Source organism: Burkholderia cepacia GG4 (assembly GCF_000292915.1).
GTDB lineage: Bacteria > Pseudomonadota > Gammaproteobacteria > Burkholderiales > Burkholderiaceae > Burkholderia > Burkholderia cepacia_D.
Genome location: NC_018513.1, coordinates 590718 through 613725, shown reverse-complemented (window position 1 = coordinate 613725; position 23008 = coordinate 590718). Strand labels below are relative to the sequence as shown.

Here is a 23008-nt window from a genome sequence, read left to right as displayed (position 1 = left end):
CGTATCATCCGCGCCCCTTCCACGGCACCACCCGCCGCTCGACCCAGCGCATCGCGAGATCGAACAGCCACGCGATCGCGCCGATGATCAGGATGCCCATCACGACGATATCGGTGCGCAGGAAGCTCGACGCATTGAGCACCATCTGCCCGAGCCCGGCCGTCGCGGCGACCATCTCGGCCGCGACGAGGGTCGTCCAGCCGAACCCGATCGCGATCCGCAGGCCGGTGAGGATTTCCGGCAGCGCGGCCGGCAGCACGACGTGGCGCACGATCTGCGCGAAGCTGCCGCCGAGCGAATACGCGGCGTTGATCTGCTCGACCGTCGCCGCGCGCACGCCGGCGCGCGCGGCCATCGCGATCGGCGCGAAGCACGCGAGGAAAATCACGACCAGCTTCGCCGTTTCGTCGATGCCGAACCAGATCACGACGAGCGGCAGGTACGCGAGCGGCGGCAGCGGCCGGTAGAACTCCAGCAGCGGATCGAGCACGCCGCGCGCGATCCGGCTCACGCCCATCAGGATGCCGGCCGGCACGCCGATCGCGGTTGCGAACAGGAACGCGCCGAACACGCGCGCGGCGCTCCACAACAGGTGCTCGGACAACGGCAGGCCGCCCTGGATGCGACCGTGCCAAGCGTCGACGAAGGCGGCCCACACCGCTTCCGGCGCGGGCAGGAACAGCGGCGGCAGCCACTGCCGGTGCGTCGCGACCCACCACAGCACGGCCAGCGCCGCGACCGTCGCCGCGCTGAGCGCGGCTGTCTTCCCCTGCCCCGGCAACCGGTAGCGATGCGATGCGCGCGCCGGACGCGCCGCGTGGCGTCGTTGTGTCGCGCGCTGATCCTGCCCGAACTCCCCGGCCGCTCGATCGGCCGCCCACGAATCCTGCGTGCTCATGTTGTCCTGCCTGTGCAATGTACTGATCCGGCCGCGCCCGACGGACGCACCCTGCCGCGCGAACTCATGCATCACGCGGTCTCCGCGACCGCCTCGTCGCGATGCAGATACGCGATCAGCCGCTCGCGCCATGCGATGAAATCCGGCGACGACTTCACCGCGCGCGCATCGCGCGATTCGACGTAGCGCCGCGCGAACGGCAGCTCGAACGTTTCCGCGATGCGGCCGGGGCCGGGTGTCATCACGACGAGACGCGTCGCAAGGAACAGCGCCTCCTCGACGTCGTGCGTGATGAAGAACACCGTCTTGCCGGTACGCGCCCACACGTCGAGCACGAGCGCCTGCATCGTGCCGCGCGTCATCGCGTCGAGCGCGCCCATCGGTTCGTCCATCAGCAGCACGCGCGGGTCGCTCGCGAGCGCACGCGCGATGCCGACGCGCTGCTGCATCCCGCCCGACAGTTCGTACACGCGCGCATGCGCATGGCGCTCGAGGCCGACGAGCGCGAGCATCTCTCTCGCGCGCGCTTCACGTTCGGCCTTCGACACGCGCGCGAAGCGCAGCCCGAGCGCGACGTTCTCGAGCACGTCGAGCCACGGCAGCAACGCGTATTTCTGGAACACGACGCCGCGGTCGGCGCCGGGGCCCGTGACCGGCACGCCGTCGACGCACACGTTGCCCGTGGTCGGCGCGACGAAGCCGGCCATGCAGTTCAGCAGCGTCGTCTTCCCGCACCCGGACGCGCCGAGCGCGACGACGAATTCTCCGGAATCGATGCGCAGGTCGACGCGCGCGAGCGCCTGCGTCGTCGGCCGACCGCGTTCGCCCGGATAGGCGACCGATACCTGACGGACTTCCAGCGTGCTCATGATCGAGGGCTCCGCGATGAATGGCCTGAGTGGCCGCGCTCAGCGCGCGGCCTTCTGCACGAACTGCGGATCGACGCCGACCGAATAGTCGGCGAGCACCGTCTGGATCGTGCCTTGCGATTTGAGGAACGTGGCGGTGGCCGCGAGCGACTTCGCGGCACCCGATTGCGCGCCGCCGCCGAGCCACGTCGGCGACGCCTGCTCGGCCGCCGTCGGGAATGCGTAGAGTGCGAGGCTGGCCGGCACGTCCTGCGCGTTCGCGCCCGACACCTTCGCGACCGCCGCGACCTGCGGCGAGCCGACCTTCCACGCGGCGGCATGCGCGCGGTAGTCGGCATCGGCGGCCGCCAGCACCTTCACGAAACGCGTGACGAACTCGGGGTTCTCGCGCGCGAACTTGCGGCTCACGACGAAGCCGTCGAAGGTCGCCTTGCCGCTTTCCTGCGCGACCCGGCCCGACGTCGTCAGCACGGTGCCCGACTGCTTGACCTTCGCGAGCACCGGGTCCCAGATGTAGGTCGCGTCGATGTCGCCGCGCGCCCAGGCGGCCGCGACCTCGGGCGGACGCAGGTTGACGATCTTCACGTCGTTCGGATTCACGCCCGCGGCCAGCAGCGCGACGAGCGTATGGAAATGCGACGTCGACACGAACGGCACGCCGATCTTCTTGCCCTTCAACGCGGCGACGCTGGTCACGCCCGAGCCGTTGCGCGCGACGAGCGCCTCGGCGTCGTTGATGTTGTCGAGCACCCAGAACAGCGAGATGTCGAGCCCCTGCGACAGGCCAGCCGCGATCGGGCTGGAGCCGGCCTCGCCGAGCTGCACGGAGCCCGATGCGAGCGCGCGGATCACGTCGGCGCCGCTGTCGAGCTTGCGGAACGTGACCTTGTAGCCGGTCGCCTTTTCGACTTCACCGCTCGCCTGCGCATAGCGCCACGGCACGACCATGTCCTGGTACGCGATCACGACCTCGCGCGATTCGGCGTGCGCCGCGCCGAGCGCGGCAAAAGCGGTCAACGCGACGACGGCGCGGCGGATAAAGCGGAAACGGGACATGCGGCTCTCCTTCGAATGCGGGCATTGCTGCGGGAGAGCCGACTTTACGAGCTTTGCGTGCGGCGGGAGCGAACTTATCCTGCGAAGCTATCGATGCCGTTTCAGCTTTGCTTTCCACGCTGAACCGGATCGTGCATCCGGTCGGGTGGCGATTGTCGTGCAAATGCGCGGGCGGCGGCCGCGCCAACAAAAAAGCCCGCATCGCTGCGGGCTTGTTCGGCTGCGGGAAATCTGCAGCAATGCGAGTACGGCGCTCAGACCACCCCGGCCCCGTGCGCCTGCAGATCGGCGTGATAGCTCGAACGCACCATCGCGCCAACGGCCGCGTGCGTGAAGCCCATCTTGTACGCCTCTTCCTCGTACATCTTGAACGTATCCGGATGCACGTACGCACGCACCGGCAGGTGGTGCTCGGACGGCTGCAGGTACTGGCCGATCGTCAGCATGTCGACGTCGTGCGCGCGCAGGTCGCGCATCACCTGCAGGATCTCCTCTTCGGTTTCGCCGAGGCCGACCATCAGGCCCGACTTCGTCGCAACGTCCGGATGCTGCGCCTTGAAGTCCTTCAGCAGCTTCAGCGAGTGCGCGTAGTCCGAACCCGGGCGCGCTTCCTTGTACAGGCGCGGCACCGTTTCGAGGTTGTGGTTCATCACGTCGGGCGGTGCAGCGTTCAGGATCGAGATCGCGCGGTCGAGACGGCCGCGGAAGTCCGGCGTCAGGATCTCGATGCGCGTTTCCGGCGACTGCGCGCGCGTCTCGCGGATGCACTCGACGAAGTGGGCGGCACCGCCGTCGCGCAGGTCGTCGCGGTCGACGCTCGTGATCACCACGTACTTGAGCTTGAGCGCGGCGATCGTGCGCGCCAGGTTCTTCGGTTCATCCGCGTCGAGCGGATCGGGACGGCCGTGGCCGACATCGCAGAACGGGCAGCGGCGCGTGCACTTGTCGCCCATGATCATGAACGTCGCGGTGCCCTTGCCGAAGCATTCGCCGATGTTCGGGCAGCTCGCTTCCTCGCACACCGTGTGCAGGTTGTGCTCGCGCAGGATCGTCTTGATCTCGTTGAAGCGCGAGCTGCCGGTAGCCGCCTTCACGCGGATCCACTCCGGCTTCTTCAGCTTCTCGATCGGAACGACCTTGATCGGGATGCGCGCCGTCTTCGCCTGCGCCTTCTGCTTGGCGGTCGGATCGTAGGCAGTCGCGGCCGAATCGGCCGGTGCGGGGGAAGCGGTAACGTCAGTCATTCGAATGTTCCAGTGCCTGCGGCTTGTCGGCGGCCGCGGATTCGCCGTCGAGGTTGGCGATCAGACGACCCACCAGCGTGTGGGCGACGTCGTTCCAGTCGGCGGCAACCTCGAGGCTTGCCATGTCGACGGTTTCCAGTCCGGCATAGCCGCACGGGTTGATCGCAAGAAACGGGCGCAGATCCATCTTCACGTTCAGGCTCAGTCCGTGATAGCTGCAGCCGTTGCGGATCTTCAGGCCGAGGGCCGCGATTTTCGCGCCTTCGTGCACGCCGGATGCCACGTAGATTCCCGGCGCGCCCGCCTTGCGGACCGAAGCGAGATTATACGCCGCAAGGGTTTCGATCACGGCCTCCTCGATCTTCGTCACGAGCGTGCGCACCATCAGCTTGCGCCGGCGCAGGTCCAGCAGCAGGTAGGCGACGATCTGGCCGGGGCCGTGGTAGGTGATTTGTCCGCCGCGGTCGACCTTCACGAGCGGCACGCCGCTGTCGGCCACCAGCAGGTGGGCCGGGTCGCCGGCCTGGCCGAGCGTGTACACGGGCGGATGCTCGACGAGCCAGATTTCGTCGCCGGTGTCGGTCGTGCGTGTGTCGGTAAACGCCCGCATCGCGGCGAAGCTCGTCTCGTAGGCTTCGCTGCCCCGCCAGCGCACGGTGACCGGCACGACCGGATGAACCGGGGACCCGGCGGGCGATTCGGAAACAGCGACAGGCGTGGACACGATGGCAACCGGCGAGACGGACATGGGCGGTAGTTTACCGAAAACCCATGGGTCTCGCCGGCCTTGGAAAGGGACGGATCGCGAGGTTCCGTCGGAGGAAAGCTCGGTCAGACGGTGCGCCAGCCGTCGTGGAGCAGCGCATTCAGGCGGTTGCGCAGCCGCGCGAGCCCGGTGAGCGCGACTTCCCGGGCCGGTCGCGACACCGAGAATGCGACGTGCGCGCCTTGCCCGCTTTCCGCGCTGAGCCACAGCCGCTCGCCGCGGCGCAGCCGGAGCGTCTCGCCGTCGACCAGGAAGTAGTCTTCGACGTCGTTGCTGCGCGTCGCCCAGACCGGCCCGCATTGCACCGTCAGGCGCGTGCTGCGTTGCACCTTCATCGGCACGGTTTCGCCCGCGGGGATTTCGAACGTGATGCTTGAAGAAATTTCTTGCATGATCGACTCCGCCAATAAATGCTTCGATGGCTACAATCGTAGTCACTTAAAGGCGCCCGACTAAACGACCAATTTTCACGTCGATGTGAGGAAAATTAGCAAATGGACCTCCGCCAGCTGCCTGCACTGAACGCGATTCGCGCGTTCGAAGCCGCCGCCCGTCACGAGAATTTCTCGCGCGCCGCCGACGAGCTGTACGTCACGCACGGCGCGGTCAGCCACCAGGTGCGCGCACTCGAGGAGGAGCTCGGCGTGCAGCTGTTCACCCGTAACGGCAAGCGCTTGTGCCTGACCGACGCCGGCATGCGCTACGCGCAGCAGGTCCGCGGCGCGCTGATGGTGATCGCCGACGCGACGCGCGAGGTGCGCGCAAGCGACCGCGGCCGGCGGCTGGTGGTGTCGATGCTGTCGTCGTTCGCCGCGCGCTTCATCACGCCGCGCATCGGCACGTTCATCGAGCGGCATCCGGAAATCGACGTCGAGCTGCAGTCGACCAACTCGCTCACCGATTTCGCGCGCGACGACGTCGACCTCGCGATCCGCTTCGGCTCCGGCAACTATCCGGGGCTGCACGTCGAGCCGCTGTTCGAGGAGGTGTTCTTTCCGGCCTGTGCGCCGACGCTGAACGGCGGCAAGCTGCCGCAGACGCCCGCCGATCTCGCGCACTACAACCTGCTGCGCTCGGACGACGAGCTGTGGCGGCCGTGGTTCGACGCGGCCGGGCTCGATACGCTGACCGAGCCGAAACGGGGGATCCTGTACCAGGATTCGTCGAACCTGCTGCTGGCCGCGATCGACGGCCAGGGCATCGCGCTCGTGCGCCGCTCGCTCGCGGTGCATGACCTGCTCGACGGGCGCCTCGTGCGCCTGTTCGACATCGACGGGCAAAGCCCGTGGCACTACTTCTTCGTGTGTCCGCCGCCGCTCCTGAACACGCCGCGCGTGCAGGCGTTCAGGACCTGGCTGCTTCAGGAAGTCGCCGAGTACATGCTGCTGTGCGACGAGCTGGACGCGCGGCGCGCGGCGGGGAAGACCCCCGCCGAGTGCGCGCAGGAAGGAGGATGGAAGGCGTAGGGCCAGCGCAAGCCCGTTATTAGCGGGAACAGGCCCTACAGTACGACCTTGACCATCGGATGGCCGGTCAGTGCGCGGTAGATGTTGTCGAGCTGTTCCTGGCTCGTCGCGCGCACGGTGATCGTGAGGCCGGTGTAGTTGCCGCCGCTCGATGCGCGCTCTTCGATCTTCTCGACGTCGATCTCGTTGTCATGGACAGCGACGACCTTGAAGATCGTGTCCTTGAATTCCGGATGCGCCTTGCCCATGATCTTGATCGGGAAATCGCACGGAAACTCCAGCAGCGACTCCTTCCGGGTATCGATCGCGCCGGTGACCTCGATGGTTTTGGTCGGTTCGCTCATCATTTTCTCCGGGTTAGGTCAAACTGTTCAAATTCGCGCGCTTTCGCGCGCTGGTACGCGTCGTACAACGCCGCGAACACGGGGCCCGGCTTGCCGCCCTGCACGGGCAGATCGTCGAGCAACGTGACGGGCAGGATTTCCTTCGTGGCCGACGTGATCATGATTTCGTCCGCCGAACGCAGCTCGACCTCGCTGATCTCGCGCGCCACGAACGGAATCCCGCATTCGTCGGCCAGCTGCTCGACCAGCGCGTAGCGGATCCCTTCGAGGATCTTGTTGCTGCGCGGCGGCGCCATCAGCTCGCCGTTCTTCACGATCCACACGTTCGACGACGAGCCTTCGGTCACGTTGTCGTCGCGCAACTGAATCGTCTCGAACGCGTTGCGTTCGGCCGCATGCTGCGCCATCAGCACGTTGCCGAGCAGCGAGATCGACTTGATGTCGCAATGCAGCCAGCGCCGATCCTCGGCCGTCACGCAGCACACGCCCTGCGCGCGCTCCTCGTCCGACGGCAGGCGCAGCGGGCTCGTCATCACGAACACCGTCGGCACCACGTTGGCCGGGAACGCGTGGCCGCGCTTCGCGACGCCGCGCGTCACCTGCAGGTAGACGAGCGCATTGCCGTCGCCGAGACCTTCGGCATTCGCGGCGACCATGCGCTCGATCAACTCGCGCCAGCCGGCCGCGTCATGCGGATTGTCGATGCCGATCTTCTTCAGGCTGCGCGCAAGCCGCTCCAGATGCTGTTCGATCCGGAACGGCACGTGCGCGCCGTCGTGTGCATAGACGGGAACGACTTCATACACGCCATCGCCGAAGATGAACCCGCGGTCGAGCACCGGGACCCGGGCTTCCGACAGCGGCACCAGTTCCTCCTGCGCTGACACGCTGAGGTAGACGATCGGTTCGAATTCGGCTTGGCTCATGGCAATACCAGATGGGGATGAAGTCGTAAAAAACAAAGGCCCGTCGCGCTTACTTCTTCTTGCTGAACATCAGCAGGATCGAGTCCCAGATACGCCCGAAGATACCCGCTTCAGGCACGGCCTGCAGGGCGACGACCGGGAACTCCGACAGCGTCTTGCCGTCGGCGACGATCTTCACGGTGCCGACCTGCTGGCCTTCCGCGAGCGGTGCGATCAGCGGCGCGTTGACTTCGACTTGCGGCTTGACCTTCTCGCCGAGGCCGCGCGGCACGGTCACCCACTGGTCGCCCTTCACGCCGACCTGCACGGTGTTTTCCTTGCCCTTGTAGATGCGCGGCGTCGACATCGCCTGGCCGCCCTTGAACAGGCGCACCGCGTCGAACGCGCTATAGCCGTAGTTCAGCATCTTCATGCTGTCCTGCGTGCGCTCGCCTTCCTTCTGCTCGCCCATCATCACCGACACGAGGCGACGCTGGCCATCGACACCCGGGATCGCGCGCTTGGCCGACGCGATCAGGCAGTAGCCCGCCGCCTGCGTATGGCCCGTCTTCAGGCCGTCGACCGTCGGATCCAGCCAAAGCAGCCGGTTGCGGTTGCCCTGGCGGATGTTGTTGTACTTGAATTCCTTCTCCGAGAAGATGCTGTAGTACTGCGGAAAATCGCGGACCAGGTGTGCGGACAGCTTCGCGAGGTCGCCGGCCGTCGTGTAGTGGTTCGGGTCGGGCATGCCGTTCACGTCGGCGAAGTGCGTGCCCTTCATGCCGAGGCGCTGCGCCTCGTCGTTCATCAGCGTGACGAACTGCCCTTCGCTGCCGCCGACCAGTTCGGCCAGCGCGATCGCGGCGTCGTTGCCCGACTGGATGATCATCCCGTACACGAGGTCGTGTACCGACACCGGCTTGTCCGCCTCGATGAACATCCGCGACTCGTCGGTGCCGACGCGGCGCACGGCTGCGCTCGGCGTGACGATCTGCTCCATCGAGATCTTCTTCTTGTCGAGCGCCTCGAACACCAGGTAGGCCGTCATCAGCTTCGTCAGCGAGGCGGGCTCGACGCGTTCGTCAGCGTTGCCCGACGCGAGCACCGTGTTGCTCGTCGCATCGACGAGCACCCACGAGTGCGCGTTCACGCCCGGCGGCGGCACCGCGCCCGGCATGAAGGTCGCGGGCGCGCCGGTGAACTGCTCGGCGGCGGCCGGCGCGGCATGCGCGGCCTTGGCCTTGGCGGCCGGCTTCGCTTCCGCGACGACGATCGTCGACGCGAGCGCGACAGGCAGCATCACGCCCAGCGCGACGTTGCGCGCGGCGGTGCCGAAGGCGATGGAGGAAGCGAGGGACTTGAGGCCTTGGGGAGACAGACGCATGATCGATTCAGGCTGATGGCAGAAAGTGCAGCGCGAAACGCGCAGGGTTGAACGGCAAGGCGGCGGGCGTTCCGGGCATGCGTCCGACAGCGTCGGACGGCGCGAAACGCGCCGGTTGGACTCGTGCGGACGCGTTCGGTTCGCGGCCGTCGCGAGCGGGCGGACAGGCGGCGAAACGAGCGCCGCATGGGCCCAGCCGGGCCGCGGGCGACGCGAAATGCGGCCATTATACGTGGCCGCGAAGGGCGTTTTCGCGAACCGCGCGCCGGGTGGCCGCACACCGGCTTCGAGAGGATAGCGCGGGTGAGTGACGGGAGAGCGCGCTCGAAGCCGCGCGAAAGGCGTGCGCAGGCACCGTGCAAGTCGGGTTGCACCGCGCGGCGGCGGCAGGTGCGACCGTGTCCGACACGGTGCGGCGCGATCTCGCGCGAGCGGCGACCTCGCAGTCGTGCGGCTCCGGCGCCGCGCGGCGGGCTCAGCGTCTCAACGCCACGCGTCGACGATGATGCGCTTCAGCACGTGCAGCTTGCGATGGAAGAAGTGCTCCGCGCCGGGGATCACGACGACCGGCAGTTCCTGCGGCCGCGCCCAGTCGTAGACCGATGCGATCGGCACCGTGTCGTCGGTTTCGCCGTGGATCACGAGCGTGTTCTCGGGCACGTCGGCGACCTGCCAGCGGCTCGCGGCCGTGCCGACGAACACCATCCGCTCGATCGTCTCGCCCGCATCGCGCAGCCGCTTCGCGACATGCGACAGCACGAAGGTGCCGAACGAGAAGCCCGCGAGCACCAGCGGCAGGTCCGCATACGCGGGCTGCGCGCGCATCTGCGCGAGCACCGCGAGCAGGTCGTCGGCCTCGCCGATGCCGTTGTCGTGCACGCCTTCGGTCGCGCCGACGCCGCGGAAGTTCGACCGGTATACCACGTAGTTGAGCTGGACCAGCGTGCGCGCAAGGGTTTGCGCGACCTTGTTGTCCATCGTGCCGCCGAACAGCGGATGCGGATGCGCGACGAGCGCGATGCCGCGCGGCGCGGCGCTGCCTTCGCGCACGGCGTCCGGCAGGTCGACCGCGATTTCGATCTGCCCGACCGGGCCGGCGATCAGCGACTTCTGCGTATTAACGTTCATTCGGCCGGCCCGCTCAAATCTTCAGGCGGTCGACGACCTTGCCGTCGCGCAGGTGCGATTCGACGATCTCGTCGATGTCGGCCTGATCGACGTACGTGTACCACGTGCCTTCCGGATACACGACCATCACGGGCCCTTCCTCGCAGCGGTCGAGGCAGCCGGCCTTGTTGATGCGGACCTTGCCGGGCCCCGCGAGGCCGAGTTCCTTCACGCGCTTTTTCGCGTATTCCTGCATGGTCTGCGCATCGCATTGCGCGCAGCTCGGACGCTCGGCGCCCGGTTCGCGCTGGTTCAGGCAGAAGAAGACGTGGTGCTGGTAGTAGGAATCCATGATGGTGACGAGCGGCCCGGCGCGGTGCCAGGCGGAAAGAGGGGCGATTGCCGGCGCGCGGTGCGACGGATGGTGCGGTCGATTATAACGACCGGCGCGCGCCGCTGCCCGCGATCGCGCCGTGGCCGCCCTGCCCCGACCGCCGCGTCAGCGCCGCAGCGCGGCCGGCAGCCACGCGTGCTCGACGCGCTGGCCGAGCCAGAGCAGCGCCGCGTAGGGCCAGATCCACGCGAGCCAGCGCGCGATGCTGTTGAAATGCACGTAGCGGCCCTGCCGCCAGCCCGACAGCGTGAAGTCGAAGAACGGGTTGACGGGCAGCAGGTTGACGAGCGCCACGCCGGCCAGCAGCGCGACGGCCGCGAGCATGGCACGCCAGGTGGCCGGCACGTGCAGCGCAACCAGCGCCGCCGCGAAGCCGAGCTCGATGCCGAGCCGCGTGCCGGGCGTCGCCCACACGACGACGAGACCGGTGGTCGACTGCATGAACGTCGCGGCCGACTTCAGCGCGAGCGTCGCGGCGACCAACCCGATCAGGAGCCGCACGCGCGGCGCAGACTCGCGCATCGCCAGCGACGCGATCGCCAGCGCGGCGAACAGCATCAGCCCGCCGAGCGCGGCTTCCCACGCGGAGTCGGACAGCCAGCCGTCGACCCGCTCGGGCCATTCGCTCACGCGCCACGCGGCCGGCAGCCACGCGAGCAGCGCGTCCTGCATCGAGCCGTCGGTGCGCTCCCACAGTGCGGCCGGCCAGTCGCCGATGCCGAACAGGAACGGCGACGGGAACAGGATCGCGAACGGCCACAGCGCGGCGAGCAGCAGCGGTGTGGCCCCGTCGGTTTCGAACCACGCGAAGCGCAACCGGCGCAGTGCGCCGCGGTCGAGCAGCGCGCCGGTGGCCGGCGCCGCGAGCGCGGCACCGACCAGTGCGCCGAGCGCGTTGGCCGCGAGGTCGAGATTCGACGCGACGCGCGTCGGCAGGTAGGTCTGCAGCGCCTCCATCGATCCCGACAGCAGCACGCCGAGGCAGCCGACGATCAGCGTCGCGGCGACGCCGCGCCAGCGCGGGTGCAGCGCGAGCACGCCGAGTGCGCCGAACGGCAGGTAGCCGAGCACGTTGGTGACCACGTCGAATGCGGTCACATAGCGCTGCATCGGCGCGAACAGGTAGTCGAACGGCCCGATGCCGAGCGACACCCAGCCTTCGAACGGATACAGCGACGCATAGACGATGAGCGCCGCGTACGCGGCGAACGCCTGTCGCGCCAGCGACGACGCGCGCGGCGTGCCCGGCGGGTTCATCGCGGCTGCGCGTCGCGCGTCACGGGTTGCCCGCGTACGCCTGCACGCCAACCCACGCGGCGATCTGCGACACGAGTTCGTCGCTCGCAGCCGCGAGCGCACGCGCGCCGCCGGCCGCATCGGGCGTGCTCGACGGCGCGCGCGCGACGAACGTGCGCTGGCCGAGCACCTTGCCGTCCTGCATCAGCGTCGCGCGGGCGGTGACCGCGCCGTGACTCTGCGACTGGCCGTCGAACACCTGCTCGAATTCGTTCAGGTCGACCTTGAGCGTCGGCGCGCGCACGCCGTCGGAGCCTTCGAGCACCGCGCCGCGCGACGACAGCGCGCCGCGCAGCCGCTGCGTGAGCAGTTGCGCGGGCGGCGCGGTCCAGCGGCTGTCGCGATAGACGGCCATGCGCTGCGCATCCGCATACGCGAGGCGGTAGACGAACTTGTCCGAGTCGAGTGCGTCGGGCGCGGCGACGTCGAGCACCTTCAGCGCGGGGCCCGTGCCGGCCGTCACGACCGACGCGGCCGGCCCGAGGTCGTAGCGGACGTTCGACAGCGCCGCGCTGTGGCCAGCGCAGCCGGCGGCGAGCGCGAGCGTCAGCACGGCGAGCGCGGCCGCGGCCGGACGCAGCGCGCGATCAAGGATTCGTGGCATGGCGTGTTCCTGCATGATGGTTCCGGTTTCGATGGCGTCATTGCCCGGCCTCGCGCCGGGCCGGACGATCGATGGGCTTGCGATACGCTTCATTTCCCGGCCGACGCACCCGGCCAGACGAAGCCCGCTTCGCCGGGCCCGGGCGCGGCGCCGGGCGAACCGAACAACAGACTGCTCGGATTGCGGCCGAGTTCACCGGCGACGTCCTTCAATTGCCGCGACGCATCGCCGACGCTGCCCGCCAGCGAGTTGAAGCGCGGCAGCGTGTCGTACTGGACCCGCGAGTTCAGGTCGTTCAGCGCGACGCCGACCTGCTCCGCGGCCGAGCCGGCCTTGTTCAGGTTCGACACGAGCGGCCCGTTCGGCTGCAGCAGCGTGTTCGCCGACGCCATCGCGCGATCGACCTGATGCATCGTCTCCGGCAGCGCGGCAACCGTCGGCGCCAGCTGCTTCGACAGCGTCGCCGCGCCGTCCGCCGCGTGCTGCAGGCTTTCGGCCGTCGCGCGCAGTTGCTCGCGCATCTCCGGCGACATCAGCTGGTTCGCGCTTTTCGCCGCCTGCTCGAGCTGCCGCAGCAGCTCGTCGCCGCGCTCCTGGATCTGGTCGAACAGGCTCGGCCGCATCGGGATCTGCGCGATCGCCTTCGGCGACGACGGCAGCGGCGCCAGGTCGCGGCCCGTATCCTCGAGCTGCACGAACGCGATGCCCGTCACGCCCTGGAAGCCGAGGCTGCCGTAGGTCGACTGCGTGATCGGCGCGTCGTGGTCGACGAGAATCCGGATCCGGATCTGACCGGGGTGCGTACGGTCGAAGCCGATCGACTGGACCTTGCCGACGTCGAGGCCGCGAAAGCGCACGGCCGCATCGGGAAACAGGCCCGTCACGTTGGTGCGCGCGAGCAGGTCGTACGGCACGCGCACGGTGCGGTCGACGTTGAACCAGAACACGGTGCCCGCGATCGCCAGCGTCAGCGCGATCGTGAACAGGCCGGCCCAGAACGCATGTGATTTGTTTTCCATTCGCGGGTTCCTTGCTTCTTGCCTTGGCTTACAACTCGACGCTCGACGGCGCCGGTTCGAGGGCCGCCTTCGGCAGCTTCGCGCGCCGCTCGGGCGGCAGCGCCTGCAGTGCGCGGCGCCCGCGCAGCCCCAGGAAATATTCGTGGATGAACGGATGGTCGACGTTCGCGGCCTCCTCGACCGGCGCGGCCACCAGCACCTTGCGGTCGGCCAGCACCGCGACCCGCGTCGACAGCGCGACCATCGTGTCGAGATCGTGCGTCACCATCACGACGGTCAGCCCCAGCGTGCGGTGCAGCGTCGCGATCAGCTCGACGAATTCGTCGGACGCCTGCGGGTCGAGGCCGGCCGTCGGCTCGTCGAGGAACAGCAGCTCGGGCTCGAGCGCGATCGCGCGCGCGATGCCGACCCGCTTGACCATCCCGCCCGACAGCGCGGCCGGCATCTTCGACGCGTGCTTGCACGGCAGCCCGACCATCTCGAGCTTCAGCATCACGATGTCGTGCAGCAGGTCGGGTGGCACGCGGCCGAGCTCGCGCAGCGGCTGCGCGACGTTGTCGAACACCGTCATCGACGAGAACAGCGCCCCCTGCTGGAACAGCATCCCCGAGCGCGTGCGCATCATCCGCGCGCTCGCGTCGTCGATCTTCGACGTGTCTTCGCCGAACACCTTGATCGTGCCCGACGTCGGCCGCTCGAGGCCGAGGATCTGCCGCACGAGCGTCGTCTTGCCCGAGCCGGAGCCGCCGACGATCGACACGATCTCGCCGCGTCGCACGTCGAAATCGAGCTTCTGGTGAACGATGTTGCGCCCGTAGCGCTTCGTCAGGTTGTGGACCTCGATCACGAGGTCGTCGCCGTGCGCGGCGACGCCACGCGGCATGCCGACCGATCCGGCGCCGATTGCAGCGGCATGTGCGGTCGTGGCATCGGCCGGCGCGGCATCGGCCGGCGCGGCATCGGCCGGCGATTGGTTCGACGCGTTCATCCGAGCCCCACGTTCTGGAACAGGATCGCGAACACCGCGTCGGCGAGGATCACGACCGTGATCGACGTGACGACCGACGTCGTCGTCCCTTCGCCGAGGCTCTGCGAGTTCGCCTTGATCCGGAAACCGAAATGGCACGCGACCAGCGCGATCAGCATGCCGAACACGACACCCTTGCCGACGCCGATGTACAGGTTCGCGATCGGCACGACGCCCGGCAGCGAACGCACGAAATAGCTGACGTCGATCCCGAGGACCATCTTCGCGGCGAGCGCGCCGCCCGTCAACGCAATGATATTGGTCCACATCACGAGGAGCGGCATCGCGACGCCGAGCGCGAACACACGCGGCAGGATCAGCCGCAGCCCGTGCGGGATGCCCATCACGCGCATCGCGTCGAGCTCCTCGGTCACGCGCATCACGCCGATCTGCGCGGTGATCGCCGAACCGGAGCGGCCCGCGACGAGGATCGCCGACAGCACGGGGCCGAGCTCGCGGATCACCGACAGCCCGAGGATGTTCACGATGTAGCGGTTCGCGCCGAACATCTGCAGTTGCTGCGCGGACAGGTAGCTCAGCACGATGCCGATCAGGAACGCGACCAGCGCGGTGATCGGCAGCGCCTGCGCGCCGGCGCTGTAGATGTTCGCCGAGGTTTCCTTCCACGGCATCGTCTGCGGGCGGCGCAGCACCGACACCGTGTCGAGGACCACGAGGCCGAACATTGCGATGCCGCCCTGCAGGTGTTCGCCGAACGCGAAGATCGCCTGGCCGAGACGCGTGACGGGACCGTAGCGCACGACGCGCTCGGGCGCCTCGCGCTGGCTGTCGAGGCGTTCGATGCGCTCGAAGATCGTGCGCTGGGTGGCGGTCAGCTCGACGCCGGCCGGCAGCTTGCGGCCCCATACGCGCCACAGCGCCTGGCCGCCGACGTGGTCGAGCCGCTCGATGCCGGACAGGTCCCACTCGCTCACGCGCCCGGACGCGATGCCCGCGACGCGACGCGCAACCACGCCGCGGTTGCGCGCGAGCGCGAGCGCAGTCCATTGGCCATACAGGCGCACCGTCTGACCCTGGCCGCCGGCGTCGACCGACAGGCCGGGAGGAGTCTCAAAGTCCAAGGGCGGGTTGTTTGCAAAAGGATGACAGCGGCCATTGTAGCGAACCGCCCGGCGCCGCGACGTGAGGATTTCCGTGGGGGCGCCTAGCTGGGGGCGCCTAGCTGGGGGCGCCGGGCCCTGGCGACGCAACGCTCGCCGCCGGGGCCGGCCGATTGCCCGACCCGCGACCTTTCATTCTTCCGTCATGTTTCCTTTCGATACTCTCACGCGCCGCACATCAGGCCGTCGGCGCCCGCGCCGCCATCTCGTTGCGCACCTCGCGACTCATAGAACAGAACACCGAACAGGACAATCGATGCGTCTCCCCCCGCTTTCCCGTCGCCGCGTGCCGAGCGCCGCCGCGCTCGCCAGCCTCGCCTTCGCCCTCGCCGGCTGCGGCGGCGACGACGTCACCGCGCCGTCGTCGCAGACGCAGGCCCAGGCCCCCGCCGGCACGACGGCCACGCTCGCGCTGCTCGAGACGACCGACCTGCACACCAACGTGCTGTCGTATGACTATTTCAAGCTCGCCGCCGACAATTCGCTCGGTTTCGAACGCGTGTCGACGCTGATCGCGAAGGCGCGCGCGCAGTACCCGAACACGCTGCTGCTCGACAACGGCGACACGATCCAGGGCACCGCGCTGTCGGACTACCAGGCGCTCGTGAACCCGATCGGCTGCGACCGGACGCTCGCGATCTACAAGGTGATGAACGCCGCGAAGTTCGACGGCGGCGGGATCGGCAACCATGAGTTCAACTACGGGCTGCCGTACCTGTCGCAAGTGACCGGCAACACGTTCGACGTCGATGGGCTGCCGGCCCCCGCGCAGCAGAAGAAGTGCGCGGGCCCGAATTTCCCGCAGGTGCTCGCGAACGTGATCAGCGCGAAGACCAATGCGCCGCTGTTCACGCCGTACACGATCCTGACCCGCACGGTGACGGCCGTCACGCCCGACGGCAAGACGGTCAGCGCGCCGGTGAAGGTCGGCATCATCGGCTTCACGCCGCCGGCGATCATGAGCTGGGACAAGCGCTGGCTCGACGGCAAGGTCTACACGACCGGCCTGAAGGAAGCGGCCGAGAAGTACATTCCGGAGATGCGCGCGAAGGGCGCCGACCTCGTCGTCGCGATCTCGCACGGCGGCCTCGACAACTCGACGTATTCGCCGACCATGGAAAACGGCAGCTGGTGGCTGTCGAAGGTGCCCGGCATCGACGCGATGCTGATCGGCCACTCGCACCAGGTGTTCCCGGACGCGAACAGCACCGTGGCGCAGTTCAACCTGCCGGGTGTCGACAAGGCGAAGGGCACCGTCAACGGCGTGCCGACCGTGATGGCCAACTACTGGGGCAAGCACCTCGGCGTGATCAAGCTCGGCCTGAAGTTCGACGGCAAAGCCTGGAGCGTCGACAAGTCGCAGACGACCGTCGAGGCCCGGCCGATCCAGAACGCCGACAAGAGCTACGTCGCAGCCGATCCGTCGGTCTCCGCCGCGATCGCCGCCGAGCACCAGGCGACGATCGACTACGTGAAGACGCCGATCGGCTCGACCGACTACCGGATGAACTCGTACTTCGCGGACGTCGGCGATCCGGGTGCAATCCAGATCGTCAACGAGGCGCAGGCCGACTACGTGCGGAGCTACGTGCAGGCGAACCTGCCGCAATACGCGGCGCTGCCGGTGCTGTCGGTCAGCGCGCCGTTCAAGAGCGGCTTCGGCGGCGGCACCGACTACACCGACGTCGTGCCGGGCGCGCTCGCGATCAACAACGCGGCCGACCTGTACCTGTATCCGAACACCGTGTACGCGGTGAAGGTGAGCGGCACCGACGTGAAGAACTGGCTCGAGACGGCCGCGAAGCGCTTCAACACGATCGACCCGACCAAGGCGACCGTGCAGCCGCTCGTCGGCAGCTTCCCCGGCTACAACTTCGACATGTTCACGTCCGCGGATCTCGCGTACGAGATCGACGTCACGCAGCCGGTCGGCAGCCGGATCAAGAACCTGACGTACAAGGGCGCGCCGATCGACCCGAACGCGCAGTTCATCGTCGCGACCAACAACTACCGCGCGAGCGGCGGCGGCAACTTCCCGGGCCTCGACGGCAGCAAGACGATCTTCGCGTCGCCCGATGCGAACCGCGACGTGCTGATCGCGTTCATCAAGAAGCGCGGCGCGATCACGCGCACGGCGGACGGTGCGCAGCGCAGCTGGCGCTTTACGAAGCTCGCGAGCTCGGTCGCGCACGTGCAGTTCGCGTCGGCGCCGAATCGCCTCGGCGACGCGGCGGCGGCCGGCCTGACCGGCCTCACGCAGGTCGCGGCCGACGACGGCTCGGGCAAGAACCTCGCCACCTACGAGATCGACCTCACGCAATGACCATGAGACCCGCGATGCAACCGATCCGGACGATGCGGCCGGCCGAAACCGGCTTCGCCGCGGCCGCGCGGCGCCTGCTGCGCGCGAAACTCCCGCCGGCCGCGCTGCTCGCGGCGGCGGCCGTGACCGTCGCGGCCATCGCCGCGACGACCGGCTGGCGTGCGGCCGGCCCCGCGCCGAGCGCCGCGCAGCTCGACGAGTGGCAGGCGATGGTCACGCAAGCCGTCGAGCCGCACGCGCTTGCGCAGTTGCGCACCCTCGCACGCCGCGGTTCGGGCGACGCGCAGGCAGCGCTCGGCATCGCGCTCGTCGATGCGCGCGAGCCGGGGCTGCGCGACGAGGGGCGCGGCTGGCTGGAAACCGCCGCGCAAGCGGACGCGAAAACCGAAACGCCGGCCGCACGCCGCGCTCAGCTCGCACTCGGCAAGGCGCTGCTGCTCGGCAGCGGCGACATCCCGAAGGACTACGTGCGCGCCCGCGCGCTGCTCGGCGAAGCGGCCGGACAAGGCGATCCGGCCGCCGCGTATTACCTCGGGCTGATCTATCGGAGTGGCTACGGGATCGCGGCCGATCCGGTGCAGGCCGCGCACTGGTTCGAGGTCGCGTCGCAAGCCGACATCCCGGCCGCGGACTTCATGCTCGCGAACGCGTACCGCGAAGGCAGCGGCGCGCCGCGCGACGAAGCGCGCGCGCTCGCGCTGTATCGCCGCGCGGCGGAACACGAGTTGCCGGAAGCGGTGCAGACGCTCGCGATGGCGTATCGCAACGGCGAGCTGGGGCTCAAGCCCGACGCGGACGAGTTCCACGCGCAGTGGATCGAGACCGCGCATGCGTTGAAGCATCCGGTGGTGGCGCCCTGACAGGGCGGCCACGCGCGGCGGGCCGCCTCCGCTGCGGCCTGACGCATGCGGCATCCCGCGCTCCATCGCGGGATGCCGCGCCCGCTACGCGGTGACGGACCGAGCCGCGCCAAGGGCGACTGCGGCACCGTCGAACGCGGCGGCCAAAGCGCCGCCCGGCACGCACCGCCCCCCTGTCGCTACAATAGCCACCATGAACGCCCCCACCTCCTCCGACACGCCCGACTCCGGCGACGCGTACATCGCGCGCAACCGGCTCGAGGCGCACCTGGACGCCGCGCCGCGCGCGTGGCCGCTCGACATCGTCGCCGCCACCGGCTCGACCAACGCCGACGTCGCGACGCGCCTCAAGGCGCTGCCGCGCAACGCGAACGCGCTGCCCGCGCCGCTCGTGCGCGTCGCGTTCGAGCAGACGGCCGGCCGCGGCCGGCAAGGCCGCCCGTGGTTCGCGCAGCCCGGCAACGCGCTGCTGTGCTCGGTCGGCTGCATCGTGCCGCGTGCCGTCGATGCGCTCGGCGGCCTCAGCATCGCGATCGGCGTCGCGCTCGCGGAGGGGCTCGCGGCGCTGCCGCTCGACGCCCGCTCGCGCATCGCGCTCAAATGGCCGAACGACCTGCTGCTGACGGCGACCGACGACGGCGCGACGCACATCGTCGGCAAGCTCGCCGGGATCCTGATCGAAACCGTCTGGACCACCGCCGACGCGACCGCCGTCGTGATCGGCTTCGGCATCAACGTGCGAGGCGCGGAAGCGGTCGCCGCGCAGGTCGACGCACTGCGTGCGCGCGAAGCGACGCTCGCGAGCGGGCTGCCGCCGGCCGCGCTGTCGGCGGCGTGCGCATCGGCCAACCTCACCGATACGCTCGCCGCGGCGCTGAACGCGCTCACGCCCGCGCTCGCGCAGTTCGGGACCGACGGGCTCGCGCCGTTCCTGCCGCGCTGGCACGCGCTGCACGCGTATGCGGGACGCGAAGTCGTGCTGCTCGAACAGGGCGTCGAACGCGTGCGCGGCATCGCGACGGGCATCGACGCGACCGGCCAGCTGCTGCTCGACACGCCGGACGGCGTGCAGGCGATCGCGGCCGGCGACGTGTCGCTGCGCGAAGCGCAATGAGCGAACCACACCTGCTGATCGACGCCGGCAACAGCCGGATCAAGTGGGCGCTCGCCGACGCGCAGCGCACGCTGGGTGCTACGGGCGCATTCGGCCACACGCGCGACGGCGGCGCCGATCCCGACTGGTCGAACCTGCCGCGTCCGCGCGGCGCCTGGATCTCGAACGTCGCGGGCGCCGACGTGGCCGCGCGGCTCGACGCACTGCTCGACGCTCGCTGGCCGGGCCTGCCGCGCACGACGATCCGCTCGCAGCCCGCGCAATGCGGCGTGACGAATGGCTATACGACGCCCGAGCAGCTCGGCAGCGATCGCTGGGCCGGCCTGATCGGCGCGCGCGCCGCGTTTCCGGGCGAGCACCTGCTGATCGCGACGTTCGGCACGGCGACCACGCTCGAGGCGCTGCGCGCGGACGGTCGGTTCACGGGCGGGTTGATCGCGCCGGGCTGGGCGCTGATGATGCGCGCGCTCGGCACGCACACCGCGCAGTTGCCGACGCTGACCGCCGACACCGCGAGCGGGCTGCTGGCGGGGGCGCAGGCCGAGCCGTTCCAGGTCGATACGCCGCGCTCGCTGTCGGCCGGCTGCCTGTATGCGCAGGCGGGGCTGATCGAACGCGCCTGGCGCGATCTCGCCGATGCGTGGCAGGCGCCGGTGCGGCTCGTACTGGCAGGCGGCGCGGCCGACGACGTCGCGCGCGCGCTGACGCTGCCGCACACGCGGCACGACGCACTGATCCTGTCCGGGCTTGCGCTGATCGCCGCGGAAGCGGCCGCGCAGGATTGACGGAAACCGGCCGGCATTGCGCCGGCCGCGTCGACGGATGCCCGTGCCGCGGGCTTCGTCACGGTGGCGACGAGTACACGGGCGTCGTGGCCTGCGCCCCTGCAAACGCCAGGTCGCACCCACGGTGCGGCCGTCGCCGACGATCGCCGGCCACAACGAAAAAACCGGCCATGCGGCCGGCCTGACTGAACGGTTGAACGACTGAACCACGACGAGGAGCGTCGACGATGCTGCGCTGGCTGATCGCTGTTCTCTTTCTCGCCAACATGCTTGCATTCGTGGTGGCGCGCGGCGTGTTCGGACCGCTGCCGGCGGCCGGCCCGCGCGAACCGGGCATGCTGTCCCGGCAGGTGCGGCCCGATGCGCTGCGCGCGATGCCGCTCGCGCAGGCGACCGACCAGCCCGTGATCGGCGGCCCGCTCGCCGCGCCCGCCGTCACGGCCGAGCCGCTCGCGGCATCTGCGCCCTGACGGCGCGACACCCGCGTCAGGACTGCTGCGTGCGCACCTTCTTCAACAGCGCGGTGGTCGAGCGGTCGTGCTCGAACGGAATCGCGAGCGCACGGCCGCCCCAGCCGCGCACGATTGCCGACTCCGGCAACGCGTCCATGTCGTAGTCGCCGCCCTTCACGAGAATGTCCGGACGGACGGCCTCGATCAGCGACACGGGCGTCTGCTCCTCGAACTTCACCACCCAGTCGACGCTTTCCAGCGCCGCGAGCAGCGCCATCCGGTCTTCCTCGCGGTTGATCGGACGGTCGTCGCCCTTGCCGAGCATGCGCACCGACGCATCGCTGTTCACGCCAACGATCAGGCACGCGCCGAGCGCCTTCGCGTCGGCGAGATACGTGACGTGGCCACGGTGCAGGATGTCGAACACACCGTTCGTGAACACGACGGGCGAAGTCAGCGAAGCGCGCAGGGCAACGAGGGCGTCGCGGGTGATCAGCTTGCGTTCGAAGGTAGCGGGCATGATGGATGTCGAATCGAGTGAGCGGCGCGCCGTGCGGGTCGTGACGGAACACGGCGGCGCCAGTTAAAAAGCCCGCCGGACGGCCGGGCGGGCTTCATGCATCGGGCCTGCTGCAGCGCTCGCGACCGGCGGAACCTCACGCCGGCTGCGACGCCGCGCGGCCTCAGGCCGGTTGTGCGGCCGACGACGGGCCGCTTTCGGACTGCAGGCGGCCGGTGACTTCCTTGCGATAGCGGTTCAGCTCCTGCGCCGTCGCGAAGGTGCGCTCGAACAGGATCGACAGGTTGTGCAGGATCCGTTCGACGACCTTCTTTTCCCATTCGCCGTCGAAGCGGATCTGCTCGTCGAGCCAGCGCTCGAGCCATTCCGGATCGGGCAGGCGCGACTGCACGGTGTCGCGCGGGAACAGCGCCTGGTTCACGTGCAGGTTGGTCGGGTGCAGCGGCTTCTCGGTGCGGCGCGCCGACGCCATCAGCACGCCGATCTTCGCGAACGCCGCGCGCGCGACGTCGCCGCAGTTGTTCAGCGCCTTCTTCATGTAGCGCAGGTACGCCCCGCCGTGGCGCGCTTCATCGCGCGAGATCGTTTCGTAGATCTGCTTGATGACCGGCTCGGTGTGCCAGTCGGCCGCGCAGCGATACCAGTGGTTCAGGCGGATCTCGCCGCAGAAGTGCAGCATCAGCGTTTCGAGCGGCGGCGCCGGATCGAACTGGAAGCGCACCGCGTGCAGCTCTTCCTCGGTGGGCACCATTTCCGGCCGGAAGCGGCGCAGGTATTCCATCAGCACGAGCGAATGCTTCTGCTCTTCGAAGAACCACACGCTCATGAACGCGGAAAAGTCGCTGTCGTGCTGGTTGTCCCGCAGGAACATTTCCGTCGCGGGCAGCGCCGACCATTCGGTGATCGCGTTCATCTTGATCGTCTTCGCCTGCTCGTCGGTGAGCAGCGAAGCGTCGAACTTGTCCCACGGAATGTCCTTCTCCATGTCCCAGCGGACGGCTTCGAGCGACCTGTAAAGTTCCGGATAAAGCATCGTGTTCATGATGGTCCCACCCCTGTTCTGCGCAATGCGACTTCTCTAAACGTGACTGTTGCCGCGTAGGCGCGCGAGCGCGCTTTTTGCAGCCAAGACTGTAATTTTACGCGTGAATCCGGCCCCCGGACGCAGATTCCGCGTCCGGCAGCCGGGCGGCCGCGCCGCCGCCTTGAAGCACGCCGCGGCCCCGCTCCGCTCGAACGGAACCGACCGCGCGTGCCTGATGTGGGGGCCGGCGCAGGCCGGCTCGTTGGCGAGCCCGCCCCGGCGCCACACGGCCCCCGACGGGTTCCCGTGCGGCCGCCGGCCCGGCGGACTGCTCGATATGGTGTATACGGCGGCGGCCATGATAGCACGCGTGCATGACGGTTCCGAGACGCGAGCCCGGTCGCCGGCCGCCAACCGCGGTGCGACGATC

Annotated in this window: 24 protein-coding genes; 6 read left to right on the top strand and 18 right to left on the bottom strand. The window is 69.0% G+C overall.

The window, feature by feature from the left end:
• Positions 1-4: 4 nt before the first annotated feature.
• The 6 genes from GEM_RS02730 to GEM_RS02705 form a co-directional block, all read right to left on the bottom strand.
• Entirely contained in the window at positions 5-970 is a 966-nt protein-coding gene (locus tag GEM_RS02730; RefSeq protein ID WP_014895924.1) for an ABC transporter permease subunit, read from the bottom strand.
• A complete protein-coding gene (locus tag GEM_RS02725; protein ID WP_014895923.1) occupies positions 970-1767 on the bottom strand; it encodes a taurine ABC transporter ATP-binding protein in 798 nt (265 codons plus the stop codon). Before GEM_RS02725 ends, GEM_RS02730 begins: the two co-directional genes overlap by 1 nt.
• A gap of 39 nt (positions 1768-1806) precedes the next feature.
• Positions 1807-2823 carry a taurine ABC transporter substrate-binding protein gene (tauA, locus tag GEM_RS02720; protein WP_014895922.1) on the bottom strand — a complete coding sequence of 339 codons (1017 nt, stop codon included), beginning with the start codon at positions 2821-2823 and terminating at the stop codon, positions 1807-1809.
• Positions 2824-3077: 254 nt separating this feature from the next.
• On the bottom strand, positions 3078-4067 hold the full coding sequence (lipA, locus tag GEM_RS02715) for a lipoyl synthase (RefSeq protein ID WP_014895921.1): 990 nt from the start codon (positions 4065-4067) through the stop codon (positions 3078-3080).
• The gene (gene lipB, locus GEM_RS02710; RefSeq protein ID WP_014895920.1) at positions 4060-4815 is read right to left on the bottom strand and encodes a lipoyl(octanoyl) transferase LipB; all 756 of its coding nucleotides are present in this window, start codon (positions 4813-4815) and stop codon (positions 4060-4062) included. The genes lipA and lipB overlap by 8 nt, the downstream gene beginning before the upstream one ends.
• Positions 4816-4898: 83 nt before the next feature.
• Complete coding sequence (locus GEM_RS02705) at positions 4899-5225, bottom strand: DUF2917 domain-containing protein (protein WP_014895919.1); 327 nt, start codon at positions 5223-5225, stop codon at positions 4899-4901.
• A 102-nt stretch (positions 5226-5327) separates the two neighbouring features.
• Here GEM_RS02705 and GEM_RS02700 point away from each other — a divergent pair, with 102 nt between their 5' ends.
• Positions 5328-6299, top strand: a complete 972-nt coding sequence (locus GEM_RS02700) for a transcriptional regulator GcvA (protein ID WP_014895918.1) — start codon at positions 5328-5330, stop codon at positions 6297-6299.
• Positions 6300-6334: 35 nt separating this feature from the next.
• On the opposite strand, the gene GEM_RS02695 is transcribed toward GEM_RS02700, so the two are convergent.
• The 10 genes from GEM_RS02695 to GEM_RS02650 form a co-directional block, all read right to left on the bottom strand.
• On the bottom strand, positions 6335-6643 hold the full coding sequence (locus tag GEM_RS02695) for a YbeD family protein (protein WP_011353335.1): 309 nt from the start codon (positions 6641-6643) through the stop codon (positions 6335-6337).
• Positions 6643-7569: a D-amino acid aminotransferase gene (locus GEM_RS02690; RefSeq protein WP_014895917.1), complete on the bottom strand. Its 927-nt coding sequence runs from the start codon at positions 7567-7569 to the stop codon at positions 6643-6645. The genes GEM_RS02695 and GEM_RS02690 overlap by 1 nt, the downstream gene beginning before the upstream one ends.
• A gap of 49 nt (positions 7570-7618) precedes the next feature.
• Positions 7619-8932, bottom strand: coding sequence for a D-alanyl-D-alanine carboxypeptidase family protein (locus tag GEM_RS02685; RefSeq protein ID WP_014895916.1), 1314 nt, complete (start codon positions 8930-8932; stop codon positions 7619-7621).
• 483 nt (positions 8933-9415) lie between these two features.
• Positions 9416-10060 carry an alpha/beta hydrolase gene (locus GEM_RS02680; protein WP_014895915.1) on the bottom strand — a complete coding sequence of 215 codons (645 nt, stop codon included), beginning with the start codon at positions 10058-10060 and terminating at the stop codon, positions 9416-9418.
• Positions 10061-10073: 13 nt separating this feature from the next.
• Positions 10074-10391 carry a (2Fe-2S) ferredoxin domain-containing protein gene (locus GEM_RS02675; protein WP_011694422.1) on the bottom strand — a complete coding sequence of 106 codons (318 nt, stop codon included), beginning with the start codon at positions 10389-10391 and terminating at the stop codon, positions 10074-10076.
• A gap of 147 nt (positions 10392-10538) precedes the next feature.
• Positions 10539-11690: a VanZ family protein gene (locus GEM_RS02670; RefSeq protein ID WP_014895914.1), complete on the bottom strand. Its 1152-nt coding sequence runs from the start codon at positions 11688-11690 to the stop codon at positions 10539-10541.
• 19 nt (positions 11691-11709) lie between these two features.
• Positions 11710-12333, bottom strand: coding sequence for an ABC-type transport auxiliary lipoprotein family protein (locus tag GEM_RS02665; RefSeq protein WP_014895913.1), 624 nt, complete (start codon positions 12331-12333; stop codon positions 11710-11712).
• 89 nt (positions 12334-12422) lie between these two features.
• Positions 12423-13352, bottom strand: coding sequence for an MlaD family protein (locus tag GEM_RS02660; protein WP_014895912.1), 930 nt, complete (start codon positions 13350-13352; stop codon positions 12423-12425).
• Between the two features lie 28 nt (positions 13353-13380).
• Positions 13381-14340 (bottom strand): ABC transporter ATP-binding protein, encoded by a 960-nt coding sequence (locus tag GEM_RS02655; protein ID WP_014895911.1) that lies wholly within the window; start codon positions 14338-14340, stop codon positions 13381-13383.
• Positions 14337-15461, bottom strand: a complete 1125-nt coding sequence (locus tag GEM_RS02650; protein WP_014895910.1) for an MlaE family ABC transporter permease — start codon at positions 15459-15461, stop codon at positions 14337-14339. Before GEM_RS02650 ends, GEM_RS02655 begins: the two co-directional genes overlap by 4 nt.
• Before the next feature lie 295 nt (positions 15462-15756).
• On the opposite strand from GEM_RS02650, the gene GEM_RS02645 reads away from it, so the two are divergent.
• The 5 genes from GEM_RS02645 to GEM_RS02625 all read left to right on the top strand — a co-directional run bounded on the left by GEM_RS02645 (position 15757) and on the right by GEM_RS02625 (position 21052).
• Positions 15757-17823 (top strand): bifunctional 2',3'-cyclic-nucleotide 2'-phosphodiesterase/3'-nucleotidase, encoded by a 2067-nt coding sequence (locus GEM_RS02645; RefSeq protein ID WP_014895909.1) that lies wholly within the window; start codon positions 15757-15759, stop codon positions 17821-17823.
• Between the two features lie 14 nt (positions 17824-17837).
• Complete coding sequence (locus tag GEM_RS02640) at positions 17838-18683, top strand: tetratricopeptide repeat protein (RefSeq protein WP_041490594.1); 846 nt, start codon at positions 17838-17840, stop codon at positions 18681-18683.
• 193 nt (positions 18684-18876) lie between these two features.
• Positions 18877-19797, top strand: a complete 921-nt coding sequence (locus GEM_RS02635; RefSeq protein ID WP_014895907.1) for a biotin--[acetyl-CoA-carboxylase] ligase — start codon at positions 18877-18879, stop codon at positions 19795-19797.
• Positions 19794-20582: a type III pantothenate kinase gene (locus GEM_RS02630; RefSeq protein ID WP_014895906.1), complete on the top strand. Its 789-nt coding sequence runs from the start codon at positions 19794-19796 to the stop codon at positions 20580-20582. The genes GEM_RS02635 and GEM_RS02630 overlap by 4 nt, the downstream gene beginning before the upstream one ends.
• A 227-nt stretch (positions 20583-20809) precedes the next feature.
• Complete coding sequence (locus tag GEM_RS02625) at positions 20810-21052, top strand: hypothetical protein (protein ID WP_014895905.1); 243 nt, start codon at positions 20810-20812, stop codon at positions 21050-21052.
• Positions 21053-21068: 16 nt separating this feature from the next.
• Here GEM_RS02625 and rfaE2 read toward each other — a convergent pair whose 3' ends face one another.
• Together rfaE2 and GEM_RS02615 are read right to left on the bottom strand one after the other, a co-directional pair.
• Complete coding sequence (gene rfaE2 / locus GEM_RS02620; protein WP_014895904.1) at positions 21069-21554, bottom strand: D-glycero-beta-D-manno-heptose 1-phosphate adenylyltransferase; 486 nt, start codon at positions 21552-21554, stop codon at positions 21069-21071.
• Between the two features lie 163 nt (positions 21555-21717).
• The gene (locus GEM_RS02615) at positions 21718-22596 is read right to left on the bottom strand and encodes a diiron oxygenase (RefSeq protein WP_014895903.1); all 879 of its coding nucleotides are present in this window, start codon (positions 22594-22596) and stop codon (positions 21718-21720) included.
• Between the last annotated feature and the right edge of the window lie 412 nt (positions 22597-23008).